This window comes from Shigella sp. FC1967 (assembly GCF_001743005.1).
Lineage (GTDB): Bacteria > Pseudomonadota > Gammaproteobacteria > Enterobacterales > Enterobacteriaceae > Proteus.
This window is the reverse complement of sequence record NZ_MIIZ01000809.1, coordinates 1-17,088: the sequence shown is the minus strand read 5'-3', so window position 1 is coordinate 17,088 and position 17,088 is coordinate 1. Positions and strand designations below refer to the sequence as shown.

Annotated in this window: 19 protein-coding genes, 1 tRNA gene and 2 pseudogenes; 8 read left to right on the top strand and 14 right to left on the bottom strand. The window is 38.5% G+C overall.

Features of this window, described 5'->3' with window-relative positions; genetic code table 11:
• Positions 1–288: 288 nt before the first annotated feature.
• Positions 289–585 (bottom strand): PAAR domain-containing protein, encoded by a 297-nt coding sequence (locus BHE89_RS13530; RefSeq protein ID WP_128860538.1) that lies wholly within the window; start codon positions 583–585, stop codon positions 289–291.
• Between the two features lie 375 nt (positions 586–960).
• On the opposite strand from BHE89_RS13530, the gene BHE89_RS13525 reads away from it, so the two are divergent.
• The gene (locus tag BHE89_RS13525) at positions 961–1,800 is read left to right on the top strand and encodes an ArdC-like ssDNA-binding domain-containing protein (protein ID WP_077885053.1); all 840 of its coding nucleotides are present in this window, start codon (positions 961–963) and stop codon (positions 1,798–1,800) included.
• 198 nt (positions 1,801–1,998) lie between these two features.
• Here the strand turns inward: BHE89_RS13525 and BHE89_RS13520 are convergent.
• The 4 genes from BHE89_RS13520 to mutY all read right to left on the bottom strand — a co-directional run bounded on the left by BHE89_RS13520 (position 1,999) and on the right by mutY (position 4,797).
• A tRNA-Phe gene (locus BHE89_RS13520) sits at positions 1,999–2,074 on the bottom strand.
• A 246-nt stretch (positions 2,075–2,320) separates the two neighbouring features.
• Complete coding sequence (mltC, locus tag BHE89_RS13515; RefSeq protein WP_128860537.1) at positions 2,321–3,382, bottom strand: membrane-bound lytic murein transglycosylase MltC; 1,062 nt, start codon at positions 3,380–3,382, stop codon at positions 2,321–2,323.
• A gap of 72 nt (positions 3,383–3,454) precedes the next feature.
• Complete coding sequence (locus BHE89_RS13510) at positions 3,455–3,727, bottom strand: oxidative damage protection protein (RefSeq protein ID WP_006534840.1); 273 nt, start codon at positions 3,725–3,727, stop codon at positions 3,455–3,457.
• A 29-nt stretch (positions 3,728–3,756) separates the two neighbouring features.
• A complete protein-coding gene (mutY, locus tag BHE89_RS13505) occupies positions 3,757–4,797 on the bottom strand; it encodes an A/G-specific adenine glycosylase (RefSeq protein WP_069367050.1) in 1,041 nt (346 codons plus the stop codon).
• Positions 4,798–5,013: 216 nt separating this feature from the next.
• On the opposite strand from mutY, the gene trmB reads away from it, so the two are divergent.
• From trmB to BHE89_RS13480, 6 genes and pseudogenes are all read left to right on the top strand, one after another.
• Entirely contained in the window at positions 5,014–5,733 is a 720-nt protein-coding gene (gene trmB / locus BHE89_RS13500) for a tRNA (guanosine(46)-N7)-methyltransferase TrmB (protein ID WP_069367051.1), read from the top strand.
• The gene (locus tag BHE89_RS13495; RefSeq protein ID WP_006534836.1) at positions 5,733–6,059 is read left to right on the top strand and encodes a YggL family protein; all 327 of its coding nucleotides are present in this window, start codon (positions 5,733–5,735) and stop codon (positions 6,057–6,059) included. Before trmB ends, BHE89_RS13495 begins: the two co-directional genes overlap by 1 nt.
• A gap of 74 nt (positions 6,060–6,133) precedes the next feature.
• On the top strand, positions 6,134–7,060 hold the full coding sequence (glsB, locus tag BHE89_RS13490) for a glutaminase B (RefSeq protein ID WP_069367052.1): 927 nt from the start codon (positions 6,134–6,136) through the stop codon (positions 7,058–7,060).
• 22 nt (positions 7,061–7,082) lie between these two features.
• On the top strand, positions 7,083–7,328 hold the full coding sequence (locus BHE89_RS25800; RefSeq protein WP_286146132.1) for a YggN family protein: 246 nt from the start codon (positions 7,083–7,085) through the stop codon (positions 7,326–7,328).
• A 41-nt stretch (positions 7,329–7,369) separates the two neighbouring features.
• The gene (locus BHE89_RS25795; RefSeq protein ID WP_286146133.1) at positions 7,370–7,822 is read left to right on the top strand and encodes a DUF2884 family protein; all 453 of its coding nucleotides are present in this window, start codon (positions 7,370–7,372) and stop codon (positions 7,820–7,822) included.
• A gap of 150 nt (positions 7,823–7,972) precedes the next feature.
• Positions 7,973–8,924: pseudogene (locus tag BHE89_RS13480) on the top strand (siderophore ABC transporter substrate-binding protein).
• Between the two features lie 132 nt (positions 8,925–9,056).
• Here BHE89_RS13480 and hemW read toward each other — a convergent pair.
• The 5 genes from hemW to BHE89_RS13455 are packed head-to-tail and all read right to left on the bottom strand — an operon-like array spanning position 9,057 to position 12,893.
• Complete coding sequence (gene hemW / locus BHE89_RS13475) at positions 9,057–10,187, bottom strand: radical SAM family heme chaperone HemW (RefSeq protein ID WP_069367055.1); 1,131 nt, start codon at positions 10,185–10,187, stop codon at positions 9,057–9,059.
• Positions 10,180–10,773, bottom strand: a complete 594-nt coding sequence (locus BHE89_RS13470) for an XTP/dITP diphosphatase (protein WP_069367056.1) — start codon at positions 10,771–10,773, stop codon at positions 10,180–10,182. Before BHE89_RS13470 ends, hemW begins: the two co-directional genes overlap by 8 nt.
• A gap of 12 nt (positions 10,774–10,785) precedes the next feature.
• Entirely contained in the window at positions 10,786–11,340 is a 555-nt protein-coding gene (locus BHE89_RS13465) for a YggT family protein (protein ID WP_128860536.1), read from the bottom strand.
• 22 nt (positions 11,341–11,362) lie between these two features.
• The gene (gene proC, locus BHE89_RS13460; RefSeq protein WP_069367058.1) at positions 11,363–12,181 is read right to left on the bottom strand and encodes a pyrroline-5-carboxylate reductase; all 819 of its coding nucleotides are present in this window, start codon (positions 12,179–12,181) and stop codon (positions 11,363–11,365) included.
• Between the two features lie 13 nt (positions 12,182–12,194).
• The gene (locus BHE89_RS13455; protein ID WP_069367059.1) at positions 12,195–12,893 is read right to left on the bottom strand and encodes a YggS family pyridoxal phosphate-dependent enzyme; all 699 of its coding nucleotides are present in this window, start codon (positions 12,891–12,893) and stop codon (positions 12,195–12,197) included.
• A gap of 21 nt (positions 12,894–12,914) precedes the next feature.
• On the opposite strand from BHE89_RS13455, the gene BHE89_RS13450 reads away from it, so the two are divergent.
• Positions 12,915–13,937, top strand: coding sequence for a type IV pilus twitching motility protein PilT (locus tag BHE89_RS13450; protein ID WP_069367060.1), 1,023 nt, complete (start codon positions 12,915–12,917; stop codon positions 13,935–13,937).
• A 26-nt stretch (positions 13,938–13,963) separates the two neighbouring features.
• On the opposite strand, the gene ruvX is transcribed toward BHE89_RS13450, so the two are convergent.
• From ruvX to rsmE, 4 genes and pseudogenes are all read right to left on the bottom strand, one after another.
• Positions 13,964–14,383 carry a Holliday junction resolvase RuvX gene (gene ruvX, locus BHE89_RS13445; protein WP_069367061.1) on the bottom strand — a complete coding sequence of 140 codons (420 nt, stop codon included), beginning with the start codon at positions 14,381–14,383 and terminating at the stop codon, positions 13,964–13,966.
• Complete coding sequence (locus BHE89_RS13440) at positions 14,383–14,946, bottom strand: YqgE/AlgH family protein (protein WP_023581015.1); 564 nt, start codon at positions 14,944–14,946, stop codon at positions 14,383–14,385. The genes ruvX and BHE89_RS13440 overlap by 1 nt, the downstream gene beginning before the upstream one ends.
• 142 nt (positions 14,947–15,088) lie before the next feature.
• Positions 15,089–16,045, bottom strand: coding sequence for a glutathione synthase (gene gshB, locus BHE89_RS13435; RefSeq protein WP_069367062.1), 957 nt, complete (start codon positions 16,043–16,045; stop codon positions 15,089–15,091).
• A gap of 10 nt (positions 16,046–16,055) precedes the next feature.
• Positions 16,056–16,788: pseudogene (gene rsmE / locus BHE89_RS13430) on the bottom strand (16S rRNA (uracil(1498)-N(3))-methyltransferase).
• Positions 16,789–17,088 lie beyond the last annotated feature (300 nt).

The following is a 17,088-nucleotide window of genomic DNA, read 5'->3' as shown; positions in this document are numbered from 1 at the left end:
GATAATTCATCAAAAGGTAAAATTGTACGGCAACCACCTTCAACAGTCTTTGTCACTAAAATACTCATTTTTTTGTTCCTATCCTTGTTTGAAATAAATAAATAACCTCAATATTTTTCTTCCTGTGGTGTTTCGACTAATTCTAATTCTCCATTTTGCTTTGACATTCCTTCAATAAAACCAGAAGCAGTTTTAATACCATAAGCGATGGAATTATTTGCATCTTTTAAAATAAATTTTTGGCTAAATAAGGCGGGTATAAGGTTGACTAGAGAATTTGAAATATGATCAGAAGACTTTTTTAGATGTCGCTGCGATAACAAAATTGGAACCAAGAGAGCATCCACATTGTACAATCGAATGGTGGACAGCCTGAATTTTCCCATGATTATTGATTCTATCTTCGCCTGTAATAATGATCCCTAGTTTTCCGCATTGGGGACATGTTGTTGTTGGATCTCCAACTCTAAGTGCACTGTTGCCATAGCATGTCACTTGCTGAATTGTTGCGATGCAAGTTGCACCCGTGGATGTTTTATCCCCATTGAGTGCAATTGATTTACCAAATAAATTAGGTCGTTGCATACAGCCTCCTTATTCATTAGATATTCTTATCATAAAAATAGAGAACTATCGATAAGAATAAAGAGGTAATCGCTTTAGTTGTGATGAAAATTAGATCATTTGTAATGATCTTACTAGTTTCAATAATTATTTAATTGTGAGGCTAAAATAAAAACCTTGTAATTATAGTTAGAACTACTTATCAATATCCCTATCGTTTACTCTTCAATTATTACCTCGTTGTTTTTAACAGCAGCCAATGCTTCTGTGCTAATCACTGCACTCGCGATTTGAAAGAAGCGCCTTAGGGCGATTGCAATATTTATTAAATCAACTTTCTTTATTTCACCCCAAATGGGAATTGCTTCCCTATTTGGGGGCTAACAGAAATTGCCTATGAAAAAGGAATTAATAGGTCGTACACCCTCACGGCAAAACGATCTTTATCACATAGTGACAAATAAGATTATTGAAGCATTAGAAAAAGGAATAGAACCTTGGCGAAAAACTTGGGATACAGAAAATGAAGGGCTACCAGTTAATGCAGCAACAGGGCGATATTACAGTGGTATTAATGTCATGCTGTTATGGCTAGGAGCGATTGAAAAAGGGGTTAATTCAAATCGGTGGTTGACGTTTAATCAAGCAAGATGTGCAGGAGGTCGTGTTCGCAGAGGCGAAAAGTCCACATTAGTCACGTTATTTAAACCTTTTACTGAAGATAGTTCAGACAGTGAGACTGAAGATAAACTAACTTATTCATCACGCTGTTTTATGGCACATTTCCATCTTTTTAATATTAACCTTGAAGAGAAATGGATCCATTTATGTGAGGAGGGGGCTAAAAATCACCGTGAACATCGGGTACCGATTGTTTCCGCATTATACCCATCACTAGAAAATTTAGTGAAAGAAGCACAAAAGGTAGGAGTTGAACCGACAGATCAAGTGTTCAATGTTGGGTGGTTTGATTTAATGAAAAGGAAGAAACATCCCAAGAGCATGGGCGAATATCCATTACGCTCATTTTTCAAACGATTATCAGCAGAATGTCACTTTATCATATCACCACATCGCTTTCGACATACTGTCGCAACGCATATGATGCAATCACCAGAACGTAATCTTTATATTGTGAAAAGGCTATTAGGACATGCCAGCATTACATCGACATTAGAATATATTGATGAAAGTGTTGATAACTTGCGAAATATACTTGAGGCGGAATTGATGTGATAAGAATAACAGGAGGAGTATCAAGATTTGACAGTGATTAGGAAAAAAAGTAAAAAGTGACAAATAAAAAAAACAGCCTTGGTTTGAGCAAGACTGTTTAGTTTAAGAGTTTTAACATAAAGTGACAGTGCCAAATTATATTTTTCCACTCTTGTTTGCCCTCTCAGTGATTTAACTCACTGACGAACAAATGAAAGATGGTGCCCGAACTCGGAATCGAACCAAGGACACGGGGATTTTCAATCCCCTGCTCTACCGACTGAGCTATTCGGGCAACGGGGCGTATTAAACCCGATATCGCCTTTCTCGTCAACGTTATTTATCACAAAACTGTTCGATTGGTGTTTTTTTAAACTCATTGGTTAATAAAACGCTATTTATTGCGGAGAATGAGTAAGTATAAAGCTAAAGTCTTTTGTCATACTTAAAATATAGATGATGATAAAACCGTTTATTCAGTCTTTATAACAAAAAAGCTTCCCCAAATTCATTGAGGAAGTTTTTTTAGTTTAAGTATCAACTAACGATAGTTACGTTGAGCTGTACTCACCTTTTCAAGATAACGACGAGATTGGTCGGCAGGGTGTTTATTACGTAATGTGGTATACACCTGCGTTGGCTCTAAGTTGTTAATCATGGCAGCAGCTTTTTTCTTATCATTATGGAATATCCGTAATACACTTCCTGCACCACCGTTGTAAGCTTGTATAACGGCGTAACGGCGTGAAATAGGATCTTTAATATCACCAAGGTAGCTATTTTGTAATATTGAGATATACGCCGTACCAACATCGATATTATTAGCGGGATCAAACAAGTAACTGCGACTTGGCTGTCCTGATTTGCCTTGCATGCGGAAGACGTCACGTCCGGCTGTTGCTGGCATAATTTGCATTAAGCCTAATGCATCTGAACTACTGACCGCGTAAGGGTTAAAACTTGATTCAATTTGCATAATCGCAAGGATCAGTGAAGGTTCAACACCATACTTCGCTGCGGCTTGCTGCACATAAGGTAAATATTTATGTGCTCGTTTATCTAAGTGGTTAGGGACTAAATTAATGGTGACATACCAAATGGTATTTATGCCAGATTGACGTTTTTGTAATTTATTGGTAATCAGATAATCTGCAAACTTATTGGCTCGCCACTCCCAGCGTATAGGTTGTCCTGTATTATCAAGCACTTGTCCTAATAAAAAAGGCTCTGTACTGTGGGGGATATTATTGACATCAGAGTAGAGGTCGATAGAGCCGGGATCTTCTCCCATAAGCAATGTCGTGACAATCGCTTTATGTAATTGGAATTGAGGTGCATCGCCCCCTAGGGTTTCTATCGTGATTGTACCCGCTTCAAAATTAATATGGCTACGAGTTCTATAAGCGTCCGTATACTTTACGTAGTCTTTAGGGCCTGCGATTAATACTTCCTGCATTCCCCAAATCATCTCGATATTATTGGCAAATTGTCCCATTAATATATCGAATGCATTGGTGTCTTTGCTGTAATCAGGCTCAAAAGTTTTAGTGGGTTTACTACTACATGAGATGAGTAGAGGGGCGATAATCAGCAAGAGAAGGATCTTTTTTCATGGTCTATTGCATCGCTCTGGTGAATAAAACTCCAGAGCCGTAATGGCTCTGGAAAATGGATATTATTTTTCAGGTGGTGTGTAGCCGTCAATATGAACATCGTGGCCTTCAAATAAAAATCGTACCATCTCTTGTTCTAATAGTTTGCGATCATCAGGGTTCATTGTGTTGAGTTTTTTCTCATTGATAAGCATCGTCTGTTTTGCCATCCATTGAGCCCATGCTTCTTTTGATATCTCATTGAAAATGCGCTTTCCAATTTCTCCTGGGTACAACTGAAAATCAAGTCCATCAGCTTCTTTGTTAAGGAAAGTACAAAAAATAGTTCTACTCATAATAAATCCTCAATATCGCAGGGATTAGCTTAGGCTAATTGTCTAAGTAAATTTTCTACAGGTGCTGCTAACCCTACGGTTGCAGGCGTCTGTAAGTTATACCAAAGTCCTTTTTGCGTCTCCATCATAGAGGTAAAAGTCGAGAGTTTTACGCAAATAGGCACAATATCTAAATGAAAGTGGCTAAAAGTATGTCTAAATGAAATCAGTTGTTCTGATTTACTATTATTGAGTCCATGTTCAGCTAACCACTGTTCTAAAAGTGCTTTTGTTTCAAATTGAGGAAAAGCAAATAACCCTCCCCATATTCCTGCTGGTGGTCTTTTATCTAACCAAACAAGATTATCATATTGTAAAATAAGAAAATAAGTTGTTTTCTCTGGGATCGCTTTTTTCGGTTTTTTCCCCGGGTAATTTGCCCAATTATTTTGAGCATAAGCCATACAGCCAGTATTTAAGGGGCATAATTCACATTTAGGTTTACTTCTTGTGCAAACCATTGCACCTAAATCCATCATTGCCTGATTAAAATACTCTACACCTTCAGTCGGAGTGACGTTTTCGCTGATCTCCCACAACTTATTTTCAACTTCTTTTTTACCTGGCCAGCCTTCAACAGCATAACAGCGTGCTAAAACACGTTTCACATTACCATCAAGAATTGGGTAAGGCTTTTTCAGTGATAACGATAAAATGGCTCCAGCGGTTGAACGCCCAACACCAGGTAAGGCACAAACGTCCTCAAAGGTATCAGGAAACTGCCCTTGATGTTTATCTACAATGTGTTGTGCTGCTTTATGTAAGTTTCTGGCTCTTGCGTAATAGCCAAGACCTGTCCAGAGATGAAGCACTTCATCGAGAGGGGCTTTAGCTAATGCACTGACATCAGGGAAACGCGCAATAAAACGCTCAAAGTAAGGAATAACCGTAGCAACTTGAGTTTGTTGAAGCATTACCTCTGATAACCATACGTGATAAGGCGTTTTTTCTTGCTGCCAAGGAAGCGTTTTACGCCCATATTTGTGATACCAAGTGAGTACGACTTGCGAAAATTGCAGAGCTTCCATCATGTTTTATTTTATTAACTCAGGTTTTGATTAAGGTAAGATTGCACCACAGAGAGAATAAACTGTAAACACTCTTAATATTTATCTTATAGAGTGATGCTTCTATGAGTGACTCTTGCTAAACTTAGTGATCTTTGGATAATGTCGATGAAGTAGCATCATAGCGACATTATAACGATTTTAAGTAAATATTTGGCCTAACGACTGACAGTATTAGACATGATCAAAAATGTAATTTCTCCGGAATTCAATGAAGAAGGGCGTGCTTTACGACGCGTGCGTAGTTTTGTTCGTAGACAAGGTCGTTTAACACCTCGTCAAGAGCAAGCATTAGAAACACAGTGGCCAGCCTTTGGTGTTGAATATCAGCCGGAACCTATCGACTTCAGTCAGGTTTTTGGACGCGAAGCGCCTGTTATTTTAGAAATTGGCTTCGGCATGGGTGCATCGCTCGTGACTATGGCAAAAAATGCACCGGAAAATAATTATTTCGGTATTGAAGTACACGCACCGGGTGTTGGTGCTTGTCTTGCAAATGCTGAAGAAGAGCAATTAAGTAATCTGAGAGTCATGTGCCACGATGCGATTGAAGTGCTCAATCATATGATCCCAGATAATAGTTTAAAAATGGTTCAGCTATTCTTTCCTGATCCATGGCACAAAGCGCGTCATAATAAACGCCGTATTGTTCAAGTGCCTTTTGCAGAATTAATTTTAAAAAAATTAACGTTAGACGGTGTTTTTCATATGGCGACAGATTGGGAACCATATGCAGAACATATGCTTGAAGTGATGACAAGTGTTGAGGGTTATCAGAATTTGTCAGAAACTCAGGATTATGTACCACGACCAGAAACTCGTCCTGTGACTAAGTTTGAAAAGCGCGGTCATCGTTTAGGACATGGAGTATGGGATCTTATGTTTAAGAGGGTAAAATAATGGCTAAACAACGTAGTCGCCGCTTACGCAAAAAAATGCGTATCGATGAATTTCAGGAATTAGGTTTCTCAGTTAAATGGACTTTCCCAGAAAATACCCCCATTGAGGAAGTAGATCGCTTTGTTGATGAACTGATCCTCAAAGTTATTGAGCCAAACGGGCTGGCATTTGATGCAAGTGGTTACCTGAGCTGGGAAGGCTTAATCTGTTTACAACAAATTGGTAAATGTACAGAAGAACATCGTCAATTAGTTGAAAACTTCCTCAAAGAAAACAAAATGCAAGATGTGCAAACCTCTGAGCTATTTGATGTTTGGTGGGATTGATAGAAAGTTATACATTTAGCAAATAATTACAAGGGCATCCAAAAGGATGCCCTTGTCTGTCTGGGGAAGGGACTGTGACTACAAGGTTATCTAACGCATTACTGTCAGATATTTTGCAACAAATTCGTCCATTGATTGGGCAAGGGAAAGTCGCGGATTATATTCCCGCATTGGCTCAAATACCGCCAAAACAGCTTGCTATGGCTGTTTATACGGTGGATGGTGAACTCTATCAATCAGGCATGGCAGATAAGCGTTTTTCGATTCAATCGATCTCTAAAGTACTTAGCTTAACGCTTGCTTTAACACGTTATGAAGAAAATGAAATTTGGCAACGTGTAGGAAAAGAGCCATCAGGCCTACCTTTTAATTCATTGATACAATTAGAAATGGAAAAAGGAATACCGCGCAATCCTTTTATTAATGCGGGTGCTATTGTTATCACTGATATGTTGCAGTCTCGATTAAGTGCACCTAAACAAAGAATGTTAGAAGTGATCCGTTTTCTTACTGAGACTCCGGATATTTGCTATAACGCTGTGGTTGCAAAATCAGAGATGGAGCATCTTAGTCGGAATGCATCAATCGCATATCTAATGAAATCTTTTGGTAATTTTGAAAATGATGTTATTACGGTACTTGATACTTATTTTCACTATTGCTCAATAGAGATGAGTTGCACCGAGTTAGTACGATGTTTTAGCTATTTAGCTAATCAAGGTGTATGTGTAGGTAATAAAAATCAGATTATTACGCCAAGACAAACCCGTCAAATAAATGCGTTAATGTTAACTTGTGGCATGTATGATGGTGCAGGTGAATTTGCCTTTCGTATTGGTATTCCTGGAAAATCAGGCGTGGGTGGCGGCATTATTGCTGTTGTTCCTGATGCTTTTACGGTTGCAGTTTGGTCACCCGAGCTGGATAAATCAGGTAATTCATTAGCAGGTTGTGCAGCACTTGAATTATTAGCAAACAAAGTTGGGCGTTCAATTTTTTAGGCGTGTTTTCAGGAGAGTTGTTATGAATTTAAGAAATATTGCTGTCACACTGTTTTTTGTTGCGGGGACAGCAAATGCATCACCCAGTTTTGATTGTGCTGTAATGCCAAAAGATGATTTACGCATAACCCCTGAATTTGTTGAAGTCGCTGGTTCACAGGGTTTAATGGTGATTTATCCTGACGGTACATTATTTCAAAATGAAAAAAAGTGCCACATTGACACCACAACAACAAGAATTAGCAAAAAAAATATCAAGCCACAGTAAGACGAGACGTACCTTGGTTAAGAACTGAAACTGGGGTAAAACTGCAAGATTCTCGCAAAGTGCTTGATAAAGTAGTTATTGAAGCTTTTGGTAAAGAAAGCAATATCCTCAATAGATTAAGTCGATTAGAGAAAGATCTTAATCAGCAAATGGATAGAGTCGTTAGCATAGAACCAAATAACATTACGTTCCATTCGCAAGTCATTAAAGATGTTGAAGTCAAAGGCAGAGAGATCGTAGAAAGTAGCCTAGGTGGTATGTTGCAAGACAGCATTAATGAATTGGGGAAAAAGCAATTATTAGCTGCCGCTGGTGGCGACAGTAAAAAAGCTTTAGGCGGATTACTAGGAAGCTTAGATGGTTTCCAAAAGATTATAGATCAGGAGTGGAAGCAACAAGAAGCTGCATTTACACAATTTGGTCAGCAAGCTTGTAGCAAAATAACTCAGATGGAGAATCAACGGATTGAGCTTGTTAATTCACTTAAAAAGTAGTGTTCGTTGTTATACTTCAAGCAATATCTTGAATTATTTAGCTCACAATAATTGAAAATAATAATGAAAATCATTCTTATTCAATTGACTTGTGAGGGGAGCTGTTTAGAATGCCTTGTTTGAGTATTCCACTTAAACAGGGCAAAGTTAATGAAGAAGATCCTTCCTTTAGTTATCGCATCTATCCTTTCTGTAACGAGTTTCTCTGCGTTAAGCAAAACGCCAATTGAATATCAACCTAACCAAGTTATTAGCCAGCAGAATGACAAGGTGGTGATTAAACATCTGTTGGGTGAAACAACGGTCGCTAAGGATCCATCAAAAGTGGTTCTTTTTGATTTTGGTCTCTATGATTCTTTAGTTCAGTTAGGTTTAGCCGATAAAGTGGTTGGGTTACCGTTAGGCAATGCTCCTGCTTATATTAAAGGTAGTATTGCAAGTCACGTTGCTAATGTTGGTGGCATGAAAGCGCCTGACTTAGAAAAACTCGCTGAAATTAAACCTGATTTAATCATTATTACGGGTCGCCAAGGTGCATCTTATGAAGCCTTAGCGAAAATCGCACCGACTGTTAATTTAGGAACCAATAGTGCAAATTATCTCAATTCCGTTGAGTCAAATATCAAATTATTAGGTGAGCTATTTGATAAACAGCAAGCGACTCAAGAACAAATTGCTAAATTAAATACCGTTATTGAGCAAGCGCAGAAAAAAGCCTCTGGATCTGATAAAAAAGTATTAGTGTTGATGCATAACGCTGGTAATTTAATGCCTAATAATCAAAGTGTTGTTTATGATGTTGTTAAAGCAAAAAGAGCAGAATTACCCCCTGTAGCTGAAGAAGAGAAAGGCAAGCGCCGTATCGTGACACCTGAAATGATCGCAAAAGCTAATCCTGATGTTATTTTAATCGTGGATCGTAGTGAAGCCATTGGTGCAGATAAGTTAGACAAAACGACATTTGAAAATGAGATAATAAAAACAACTTCTGCCTATAAAAAATGGCGGTATTGTTTATCTACAAGCTGACCTTTGGTATCTTTCCGGTGGTGGTTTAGATAGCTTAACTAAACAAATTGAAGCGGTAGAACGCGTACTTTAATTGATTAATCTTAAGATCTTTATGATATTTTAAGGTTGATAATAAAGAGAATGCCCAACTGTGAATTGAACTGATCTCAGTTCAGAAAACAGTATGGGCATTTTTTAATTTAGCTATTTGAAATCAGCAATATTAAAGAAATAGCTCAAGCAATGAATTGAGAAAGAGTTTGCCATGAGGTGTAATTTGCCAGTGAGTGTCTGATTCACTGATATAACCTAAAGTCAAAGCTTCTTCTATTTGGTGGCGGATCACTTCTTCAGAAAGCCCCGTGTAATCGCTGAAATCTTGTCTTGGAAATGCTTCTAATAGACGAAAACGGTTCATAAAAAATTCAAATGGACGGTCATCATTATCAACAAAATTTTGCTGGTGGAGATAGCGACCTTCCATAAAACCTTTAGGGTGCTTGGTTTTTACTGTTCGCATTATACGACCATCGGAAAAACTTATTTTTCCATGAGCACCACAACCGATACCTAAATAATCACCAAAACGCCAATAGTTTAAGTTGTGCTCACACTGAAAGCCTGGCTTGCAATATGCTGATGTTTCATATTGTTGATAACCTGCTGCTGTCAGTAATTTATCGCCTTTTGAGAAAATATCCCACAACATATCGTCATCAGGTAATTTAGGTGGGCGAGAGCCGAATTGTGTATTGGGTTCAATGGTTAATTGATACCAAGACAAATGGGGGGGAGATAACGCTATTGCTTGCTGTAAATCCGAAAGCGCTTGAGATAATGATTGATCTGGCAATCCATGCATTAAATCTAAATTAAAGCTACGTAAGCCTAATTCTTTGGCTAAACGAGCCGCATTCTTAGCTTCATCAGCATCATGAATACGCCCTAAGCGAATAAGCTTATCGTTGCCAAAACTTTGCACACCAATAGAAATACGATTTACACCCGCACGTTGGAATCCAGCAAAGCGTTCAGCTTCTACGGTTCCTGGGTTAGCTTCCATGGTAATTTCTGCATTCGGGCTGACAGCAATGCGCTCTTTCACACCATAGAGTAAATCAGCCATTGACTCAGCACTTAATAAGCTAGGTGTACCGCCACCAATAAATATTGTTTGAACTTCACGGGAGCCAACATGAATAAGATCAGCATCTAAATCATTGAGTAAATGTTGCACATATTCCTGATGCGGTACTTCCCCCTTTAAAGTGTGTGAATTAAAATCACAATAAGGGCATTTTTGTACACACCAAGGAATATGAATATACAAACTTAATGGGGGCAACTTAAGCATTCTTAAGGGCATCCAACATTAATTTAAGTGCTTTACCACGATGTGAATGTTGATTTTTTTGCTCTTTAGTTAATTGAGCCGCAGTACAATTTAATTCAGGAACAAAGAAAATAGGATCGTAGCCAAATCCACCTTCACCGTGCATTTCCGTACTTAATACACCGTGCCAAATACCATGGAAAATCAGTGGGGTTGGATCGTTCTCATGGCGCATATAAACCAATACACAGTTAAATTGAGCTTGGCGTTTTTCTGCGGGAACATCTTTCATTGCATCAAGTAATTTATCCAGATTTTGCTGATCGTTTGCATCAATACCCGCATAACGTGCTGAGTAAATACCTGGAGCGCCACCTAAAGCATCTACCGAAATACCTGAATCATCAGCAATTGCGGGAAGGCCAGTCACTTTTGCTGCATGACGCGCTTTAATCAGCGCATTTTCAACAAACGTTAAGCCCGTTTCTTCAACAGAATCAACACCAAGTTCTGTTTGAGCAACAATATCTAAACCAAAATCAGAAAGCAAAGAGGCTAGCTCTTTGACCTTTCCTGGATTTCCTGTTGCGAGAACGACTTTTTGCATAAATGTTATCCCTTAGTAAAGTGTTACGCTAAGTAGCCATTGTAAAACGTCTACACGCAGGTAATTCAGGGCGTAAAGCACAAGAATAACAATCATTGCAGAAAAATCTAAGCCACCCATGGCTGGAATAACACGGCGGATAGGTGCCATTAAAGGTTCTGTCAATTGAAATAAAAGATGATCAATTGGATTTCGACCTTGGCTTACCCAGCTAAGGATTGCGCGGATAATGATCAACCAGAAAATTATTTTACCTGCGGCTGTGAGCAGTTCAATAAAAGCAAATGGGAACATTAAAGAGAAAGGAATAGATGTTCCTGATAAGTAAGATGGAATAATAATACCAAGCAGAATAAGTATATAGGCTAATAAGACTGAAGCTGTATCAATAGGACCAATAGAAGGAATAACACTTCTTAATGGGCGAACAATTGGCTGTGTGATCTTGACGATAAATTGTGAAAAAGGATTATAAAAATCAGCTCTGACACATTGCATCCAAACACGTAAGAGAAGAACGGATGTGTAGAGTTGAAGAAGAGTCAGAATGACGAAATTTAAAAAAATTCATTAGTTGGCCCTGATGAAATTAAAATTGTTTTTCCATTTCTTGTGCACGTTTAATTGCAGCTTGCATAGCAGAAGCGACGTTTTCGGGTAATTTACCTTCATAAAACTGCATAAGTGCAGCAGCTGTCGTTCCACCTTTTGATGTTACTTGCTCACGTAACGTTGAGAAAGACAACATATGTTGTTTCTCTGCTAAAGCCGTAGAACCACTTGCTGCTTGTTGCACAATAGCTCTTGCTACTTCAGGTGAAAAACCTAAACGCTCAGCTTCCTGTTGCATTGATTCCATAAACAAGAAGAAATAAGCAGGTGCACTACCCGCAATGGCGATAATATCATTGATGGCAGATTCTTGCTCTACCCAAACAGTTGTTCCAACACTTTTCATTAATTCATTGGCAAACTGTTTATCTTGAGATGAAAGTGAATTGTGAGCAAACATACCACTTAACCCTTTACCTACCAGAGCTGGGGTATTTGGCATAATGCGAACAAGCTGTAATTGAGTTGCAAAATAGTCGTTATAACGTGTGGCAGGAATGCCTGCGGCAATAGTGAGGACTAACTTTTTACTCATGGGGATATTTTGTAAAGGCTTACAAACTTCTTCCATCATTTGTGGTTTTACTGCTAGCACAATAACATCAGCTTTTTGAACGGCATCAATATTGTCATTAGTACTATGAATGCCGAACTCTTTTTCTAAAGGTTCACGGCGAACGGAAGAAGGTGAGCTGACGGTTATCTTATGTGCGGGATATCCACCTTGAACCAACCCTGCAATAATGGCTTGAGCCATATTTCCAGCGCCGATAAAAGCAATGTTACGATGTTCCATATAAACCTCTATTTTACTTAGTCGCGTAATCTCTTGCGCCAAAAATTGCGGTACCAATACGAACGAGTGTTGAACCACAAGCAATAGCTGCTTCCATATCATTTGTCATTCCCATAGATAACGTATCTATATTGGGATATTGAGATTGTAATTGCTTAAATGCGAGATGCATTTTTTCTAACACTTCAACTTGTTTGTCATATTTGCTTTCAGGTGCTGGAATAGCCATTAATCCACGTAATTTAATACCTGAAAGAATAGAAATTTGTGCGGCTAACCCATCAAGTTCAGTCAGATTAATACCAGATTTACTGTTTTCATCACTGATATTGATTTGAATAAGTACATTTAATGGTGGTAATGAATCAGGGCGTTGGTCACTTAATCTTTGAGCGATTTTTAATCTATCTATGGTGTGGCACCAATCGAAATTCTCAGCAACGAGACGTGTTTTATTTGACTGCAAAGGGCCGATAAAGTGCCAAACTAAGGCGTGGTTATTAGCAAAATAATGGATTTTATCAACACCTTCTTGGACATAGTTTTCACCAAACTCAGTTTGTCCACATGCTATTGCTTTTTCGATGTCACTCGCAGGTTTTGTTTTACTGACTGCAAGTAGTGTTATTTCTTCTGGAGAACGGCCGCATTTTTGCGCTGCTGTGTCAATGTGAGACCTGACATTGACGAGATTCTGTTTAATAGTATTCATGGCAACTCAGGAGATAATAAGATGAAAATGGAAAATTTAATTGCATATAGTGTAAAGCATAACGCTTCGGATCTGCACCTTTGTTGTGGTGATGTACCTAGATTGCGGATCAATGGAATACTTTATCAACAAAATCAATGTAAACCTATCACTTCCGATAGTCTACTAACGTGGCTCAAGCCTTTTTTAAGTGATACGCAAAAGCAAATTTTTGAGAATGAAGGGCAGGTTGATACGGCATTTACGCTGTCTTGTGGACAACGACTTCGTGTTAATTTGTTTCGCCAACAAAAAGGGGTTTCAGCAGTATTAAGAATAATTGAAGCACAAATTCCTTCTTTAGATAAACTTCGAGTACCTAAATCGGTTTCAACATTATTAGATAATTATTCTCACGGACTTATTTTAGTGACTGGAGCAACAGGAAGTGGAAAATCATCGACATTAGCAGCAATGATCAATTATTTAAACCAATACCACCGTCAGCATATTTTGACATTAGAAGATCCTATTGAGTTTATACATAGTAATAAGCAAAGCATTGTACAGCAAAGAGAAATAGGGCGAGATGTTCAACATACCGCAAATGCAATAAAGAGCGCTTTACGCCAAGATCCAGATGTCATTATGTTAGGGGAATTGAGAGATGCACAAAGTATTAAGTTGGCATTAACGGCAGCAGAAACAGGGCATTTAGTGCTGGCAACATTGCATACTCAAGGGGCTGCACAAACGCTTGAGCGCGTGACTAATGTATTTTCAGCTAATGAGCGGCAATGGATTTCATCGCAATTAGCGTGCAGCTTAAAGGCGATAATTTCACAAGAGTTAGTGCCTTCAATTGATGGTGGGCGTGTGGCGCTATTTGAAATAATGCAGGTTACGCAGGGTATTTCACATCTTATAAGAGAAGGAAAATATCACCAAGTAACGACATTAATGCAAACAGGAAGTGAATACGGTATGCAAACCTTCATGTTAAGTCGGCAACAACGTCAACATGAAGGTTTAATTCAATCTAGTGAATTTATAAGTAAAATTTGACGGGTATCACGAGGTGAAACCTATTTTTAGAATTGTTGTTCAAACCAGCTTTCAAGAATAATAACGGCAGATGCAGCATCTACACTACCTTTATCTAACGAACGGTAACCACCACGTTCAAAAAGATGAGCGCGCGCTTCTACTGTGCTAAGGCGTTCATCATGTAATGCAATTTGCACTCCAAATCGACCATGAAGGCGATTAGCAAACTTTTTAGCTTGGGTTGTGACTAACTGTTCGGTGCCATCCATATTAAGAGGTAAGCCGACAACGACTAAATCAGGTTGCCATTCTTTTATGATTTTTTCGATTTGAGTCCAGTCAGGAATGCCATCTTTTGCTTTAAATGAGGCTAGAGGTCTAGCTGTTCCTGTAACTTCTTGACCGATAGCGGCACCAATGCTTTTAGTGCCGAAATCAAAGCCTATCACTGTTCTGTTTGACATTATGCATGACCTGCTATCGGCGAAATGGTGTGGATATTAATCCCAATTAATTCAGCCGCTTTATGCCAACGTTCAGCAATAGGGGTATCAAAAATAATTTGAGGTGAAGCTTCGACGGTTAGCCAACTATTTTCTAAAATTTCTTTCTCTAATTGACCTTGTTCCCAACTGGAATAGCCAAGAGAAACTAATGTTTTTTCGGGTTGTCTTGCTGTGCCTAAGGTTTCTAATACATCTTTGGACGTTGTGATCATCGTACTATCACTAATTTTGATGCTAGAACTAAAACCTGAAACCGGAGTATGTAAGATAAAACCATGTTCTTCTGCAACTGGGCCTCCTGACATCACTGGTTTTTGTAAGCTAATCGCTTCGTCTCTATCAGTCGAAAAAATTTCCAGTTGATCTAAGACACCTTCCACAGAGATATCTTCGATAGGTTTATTAATAATTAAGCCCATCGCACCGTTTTCATTATGTTCGCAAACATAGACGACCGAACGTTCAAATAACGGATCGCTTAATGAAGGCATAGCAATAAGAAAATGGTTAAGTAAATTCATAATAGTAGTACTGTTCCCTGATCATTTTTATTAAAAAACCTAGCCCTTTTATACATTGTATTTCTTAATGTATACCGCTTATTAATTAATATGTGGGGGCTAGGTTCATACTTTTAAACCCTTTAATCTCAGTGCCTAAAAGTTAGTTTTTCTTGTTTAAGCGTACTTCAATAGCATCCATTAACATACCTGTAATAGAAACATCAGGATAAGCGGCTTCAATTTCACGTGCACATGTTGGGCTTGTTACGTTAATCTCAGTCAAACGATCACCAATAACATCTAATCCAACAAAAATAAGCCCTTTTTGTTTAAGAATAGGTGCAACTTGACGCGCTATTGCCCAATCACTTTCTGTTAATGGACGTGCTTCTCCACGACCACCAGCCGCTAAATTGCCTCGGGTTTCACCTTTTGCAGGAATTCGAGCTAAGCAATAAGGTACGGGTTCACCATCAACAACAAGAATACGTTTGTCGCCGTTAACAATTTCAGGTAGGAAATTTTGTGCCATACAGAAACGATGTCCATGTTCTGTTAATGTTTCAATAATAACACCTACGTTTGGATCATCTTTTTTCAGGCGGAAGATTGAAGCTCCCCCCATACCATCTAGTGGTTTGAAAATAACATCACCGTGTTTTTCATGGAAAGCACGTAGGTGCTTAGCTTCACGAGTGACTAATGTGTCAGGTGTTAATGTGGGAAACCAAGCAGTAAAGAGTTTTTCATTACAATCACGTAAGCTTTGTGGTTTATTCACTATCAGTGTTCCCATATCTTCAGCGCGTTCTAAAATATAGGTTGCGTAGATAAATTCGGTATCAAAAGGCGGATCTTTACGCATTAAAATGGTATCGAGTTCACCTAAAGCAATATCTTGCTCTTTGCCAAATTCAAACCATTTTTCTGGATTTTCTTCTACGCTGAGTAAACGAGTGTGAGCGCGTGCTTCACCTTGGTGTAGATAAAGATCGTTCATCTCCATATAATGAATTTCCCAGCCACGACGTTGCGCTTCTAATAGCATAGCAAAGCTGGTGTCTTTTTTGATTTTGATGGATGAAATTGGATCCATCACAATACCTAATTTAATCATTACTTCTCCTTTATCCCAGATCGCCGAACCGAACCTGCAAAGCGGTGATTGCGGTGAGTGCTGTTGTTTCAGTTCTTAATACACGAGGACCTAATAAAATATCAGTAAAATGGTGCTCTGCTGTCATGGCGATTTCTTCAGGGGAAAGTCCACCCTCAGGGCCAATCAATAAACGCACTTTTTTAACTGGTAAGGGTAAGGTATTAATACTTTGGTTCGCTCTAGGATGTAAATTGAGTTTTAAACTACCATCATCTTGAGCACACCATTTTTCTAATGCCATTACTGGCATTAATTGTGGAATACTATTTCTGCCGCATTGCTCACATGCTGAGATAATAATTTTTTGCCATTGCTGATGTTTTTTCTCTAAACGGCTAGGGTCAAGTTTAACACCACAGCGTTCTGAGATCAGTGGAGTGATCGTATTAACACCTAATTCAACTGATTTTTGAATAGTAAATTCCATTTTCTCGCCTCGTGAAAGCACTTGCCCTAAATGGAGGTCGAGAGGGGATTCTTTATCATCAACAATGCCTTCATTAATTTGCACAATGACTGACTTTTTTTGTGCTTTCGATGATTTCAGCATCAAATACTTGATTTGACCCATCAAACAGTGCCAGTTTTTGGCCCGTAGACATTCTTAATACACGCCCAACATGATTAGATGCTTCTTCATCTAATGCTGTTTGAGTACCTGCTGTGAGTGGTTCTGGATGATAAATGCGAGGAATACGCATAACGTGAAACCCTTACGTAAAGATCGTTAACCGTGATAAATAAAAGATGTGATATGCATCATACGCATGACATTATGGCATGCAAGTTATCACTTTGCTTTTGTCGTTATTATAGCGCGGATGTTATTGCGTGTTTTGTCGCAAAATTCCATGTTTTCATCGTTATTATAAAGAATATTCTCGGTATTAAATGGTTCTTCTTATACAGTCGTTTAACAAGGATAACGAGGTATCTAAGGAGTAGATATTTATGCCATTTAGCCGTTGTTTTTATCAAAATGCCTTTTACTTTCTTTTTTG

Excerpts from the sequence above, each read along its gene's own strand:
- BHE89_RS13530 (WP_128860538.1), bottom strand. The coding sequence starts at position 585 with ATGCAACGACCTAATTTATTTGGTAAATCAATTGCACTCAATGGGGAT.
- BHE89_RS13525 (WP_077885053.1), top strand. The coding sequence starts at position 961 with ATGAAAAAGGAATTAATAGGTCGTACACCCTCACGGCAAAACGATCTT.
- BHE89_RS13510 (WP_006534840.1), bottom strand. The coding sequence starts at position 3,727 with ATGAGTAGAACTATTTTTTGTACTTTCCTTAACAAAGAAGCTGATGGA.
- mutY (WP_069367050.1), bottom strand. The coding sequence starts at position 4,797 with ATGATGGAAGCTCTGCAATTTTCGCAAGTCGTACTCACTTGGTATCAC.
- trmB (WP_069367051.1), top strand. The coding sequence starts at position 5,014 with ATGATCAAAAATGTAATTTCTCCGGAATTCAATGAAGAAGGGCGTGCT.
- BHE89_RS13495 (WP_006534836.1), top strand. The coding sequence starts at position 5,733 with ATGGCTAAACAACGTAGTCGCCGCTTACGCAAAAAAATGCGTATCGAT.
- BHE89_RS25800 (WP_286146132.1), top strand. The coding sequence starts at position 7,083 with ATGAATTTAAGAAATATTGCTGTCACACTGTTTTTTGTTGCGGGGACA.
- hemW (WP_069367055.1), bottom strand. The coding sequence starts at position 10,187 with ATGCTTAAGTTGCCCCCATTAAGTTTGTATATTCATATTCCTTGGTGT.
- BHE89_RS13470 (WP_069367056.1), bottom strand. The coding sequence starts at position 10,773 with ATGCAAAAAGTCGTTCTCGCAACAGGAAATCCAGGAAAGGTCAAAGAG.
- proC (WP_069367058.1), bottom strand. The coding sequence starts at position 12,181 with ATGGAACATCGTAACATTGCTTTTATCGGCGCTGGAAATATGGCTCAA.
- BHE89_RS13455 (WP_069367059.1), bottom strand. The coding sequence starts at position 12,893 with ATGAATACTATTAAACAGAATCTCGTCAATGTCAGGTCTCACATTGAC.
- BHE89_RS13450 (WP_069367060.1), top strand. The coding sequence starts at position 12,915 with ATGAAAATGGAAAATTTAATTGCATATAGTGTAAAGCATAACGCTTCG.
- ruvX (WP_069367061.1), bottom strand. The coding sequence starts at position 14,383 with ATGTCAAACAGAACAGTGATAGGCTTTGATTTCGGCACTAAAAGCATT.
- BHE89_RS13440 (WP_023581015.1), bottom strand. The coding sequence starts at position 14,946 with ATGAATTTACTTAACCATTTTCTTATTGCTATGCCTTCATTAAGCGAT.
- gshB (WP_069367062.1), bottom strand. The coding sequence starts at position 16,045 with ATGATTAAATTAGGTATTGTGATGGATCCAATTTCATCCATCAAAATC.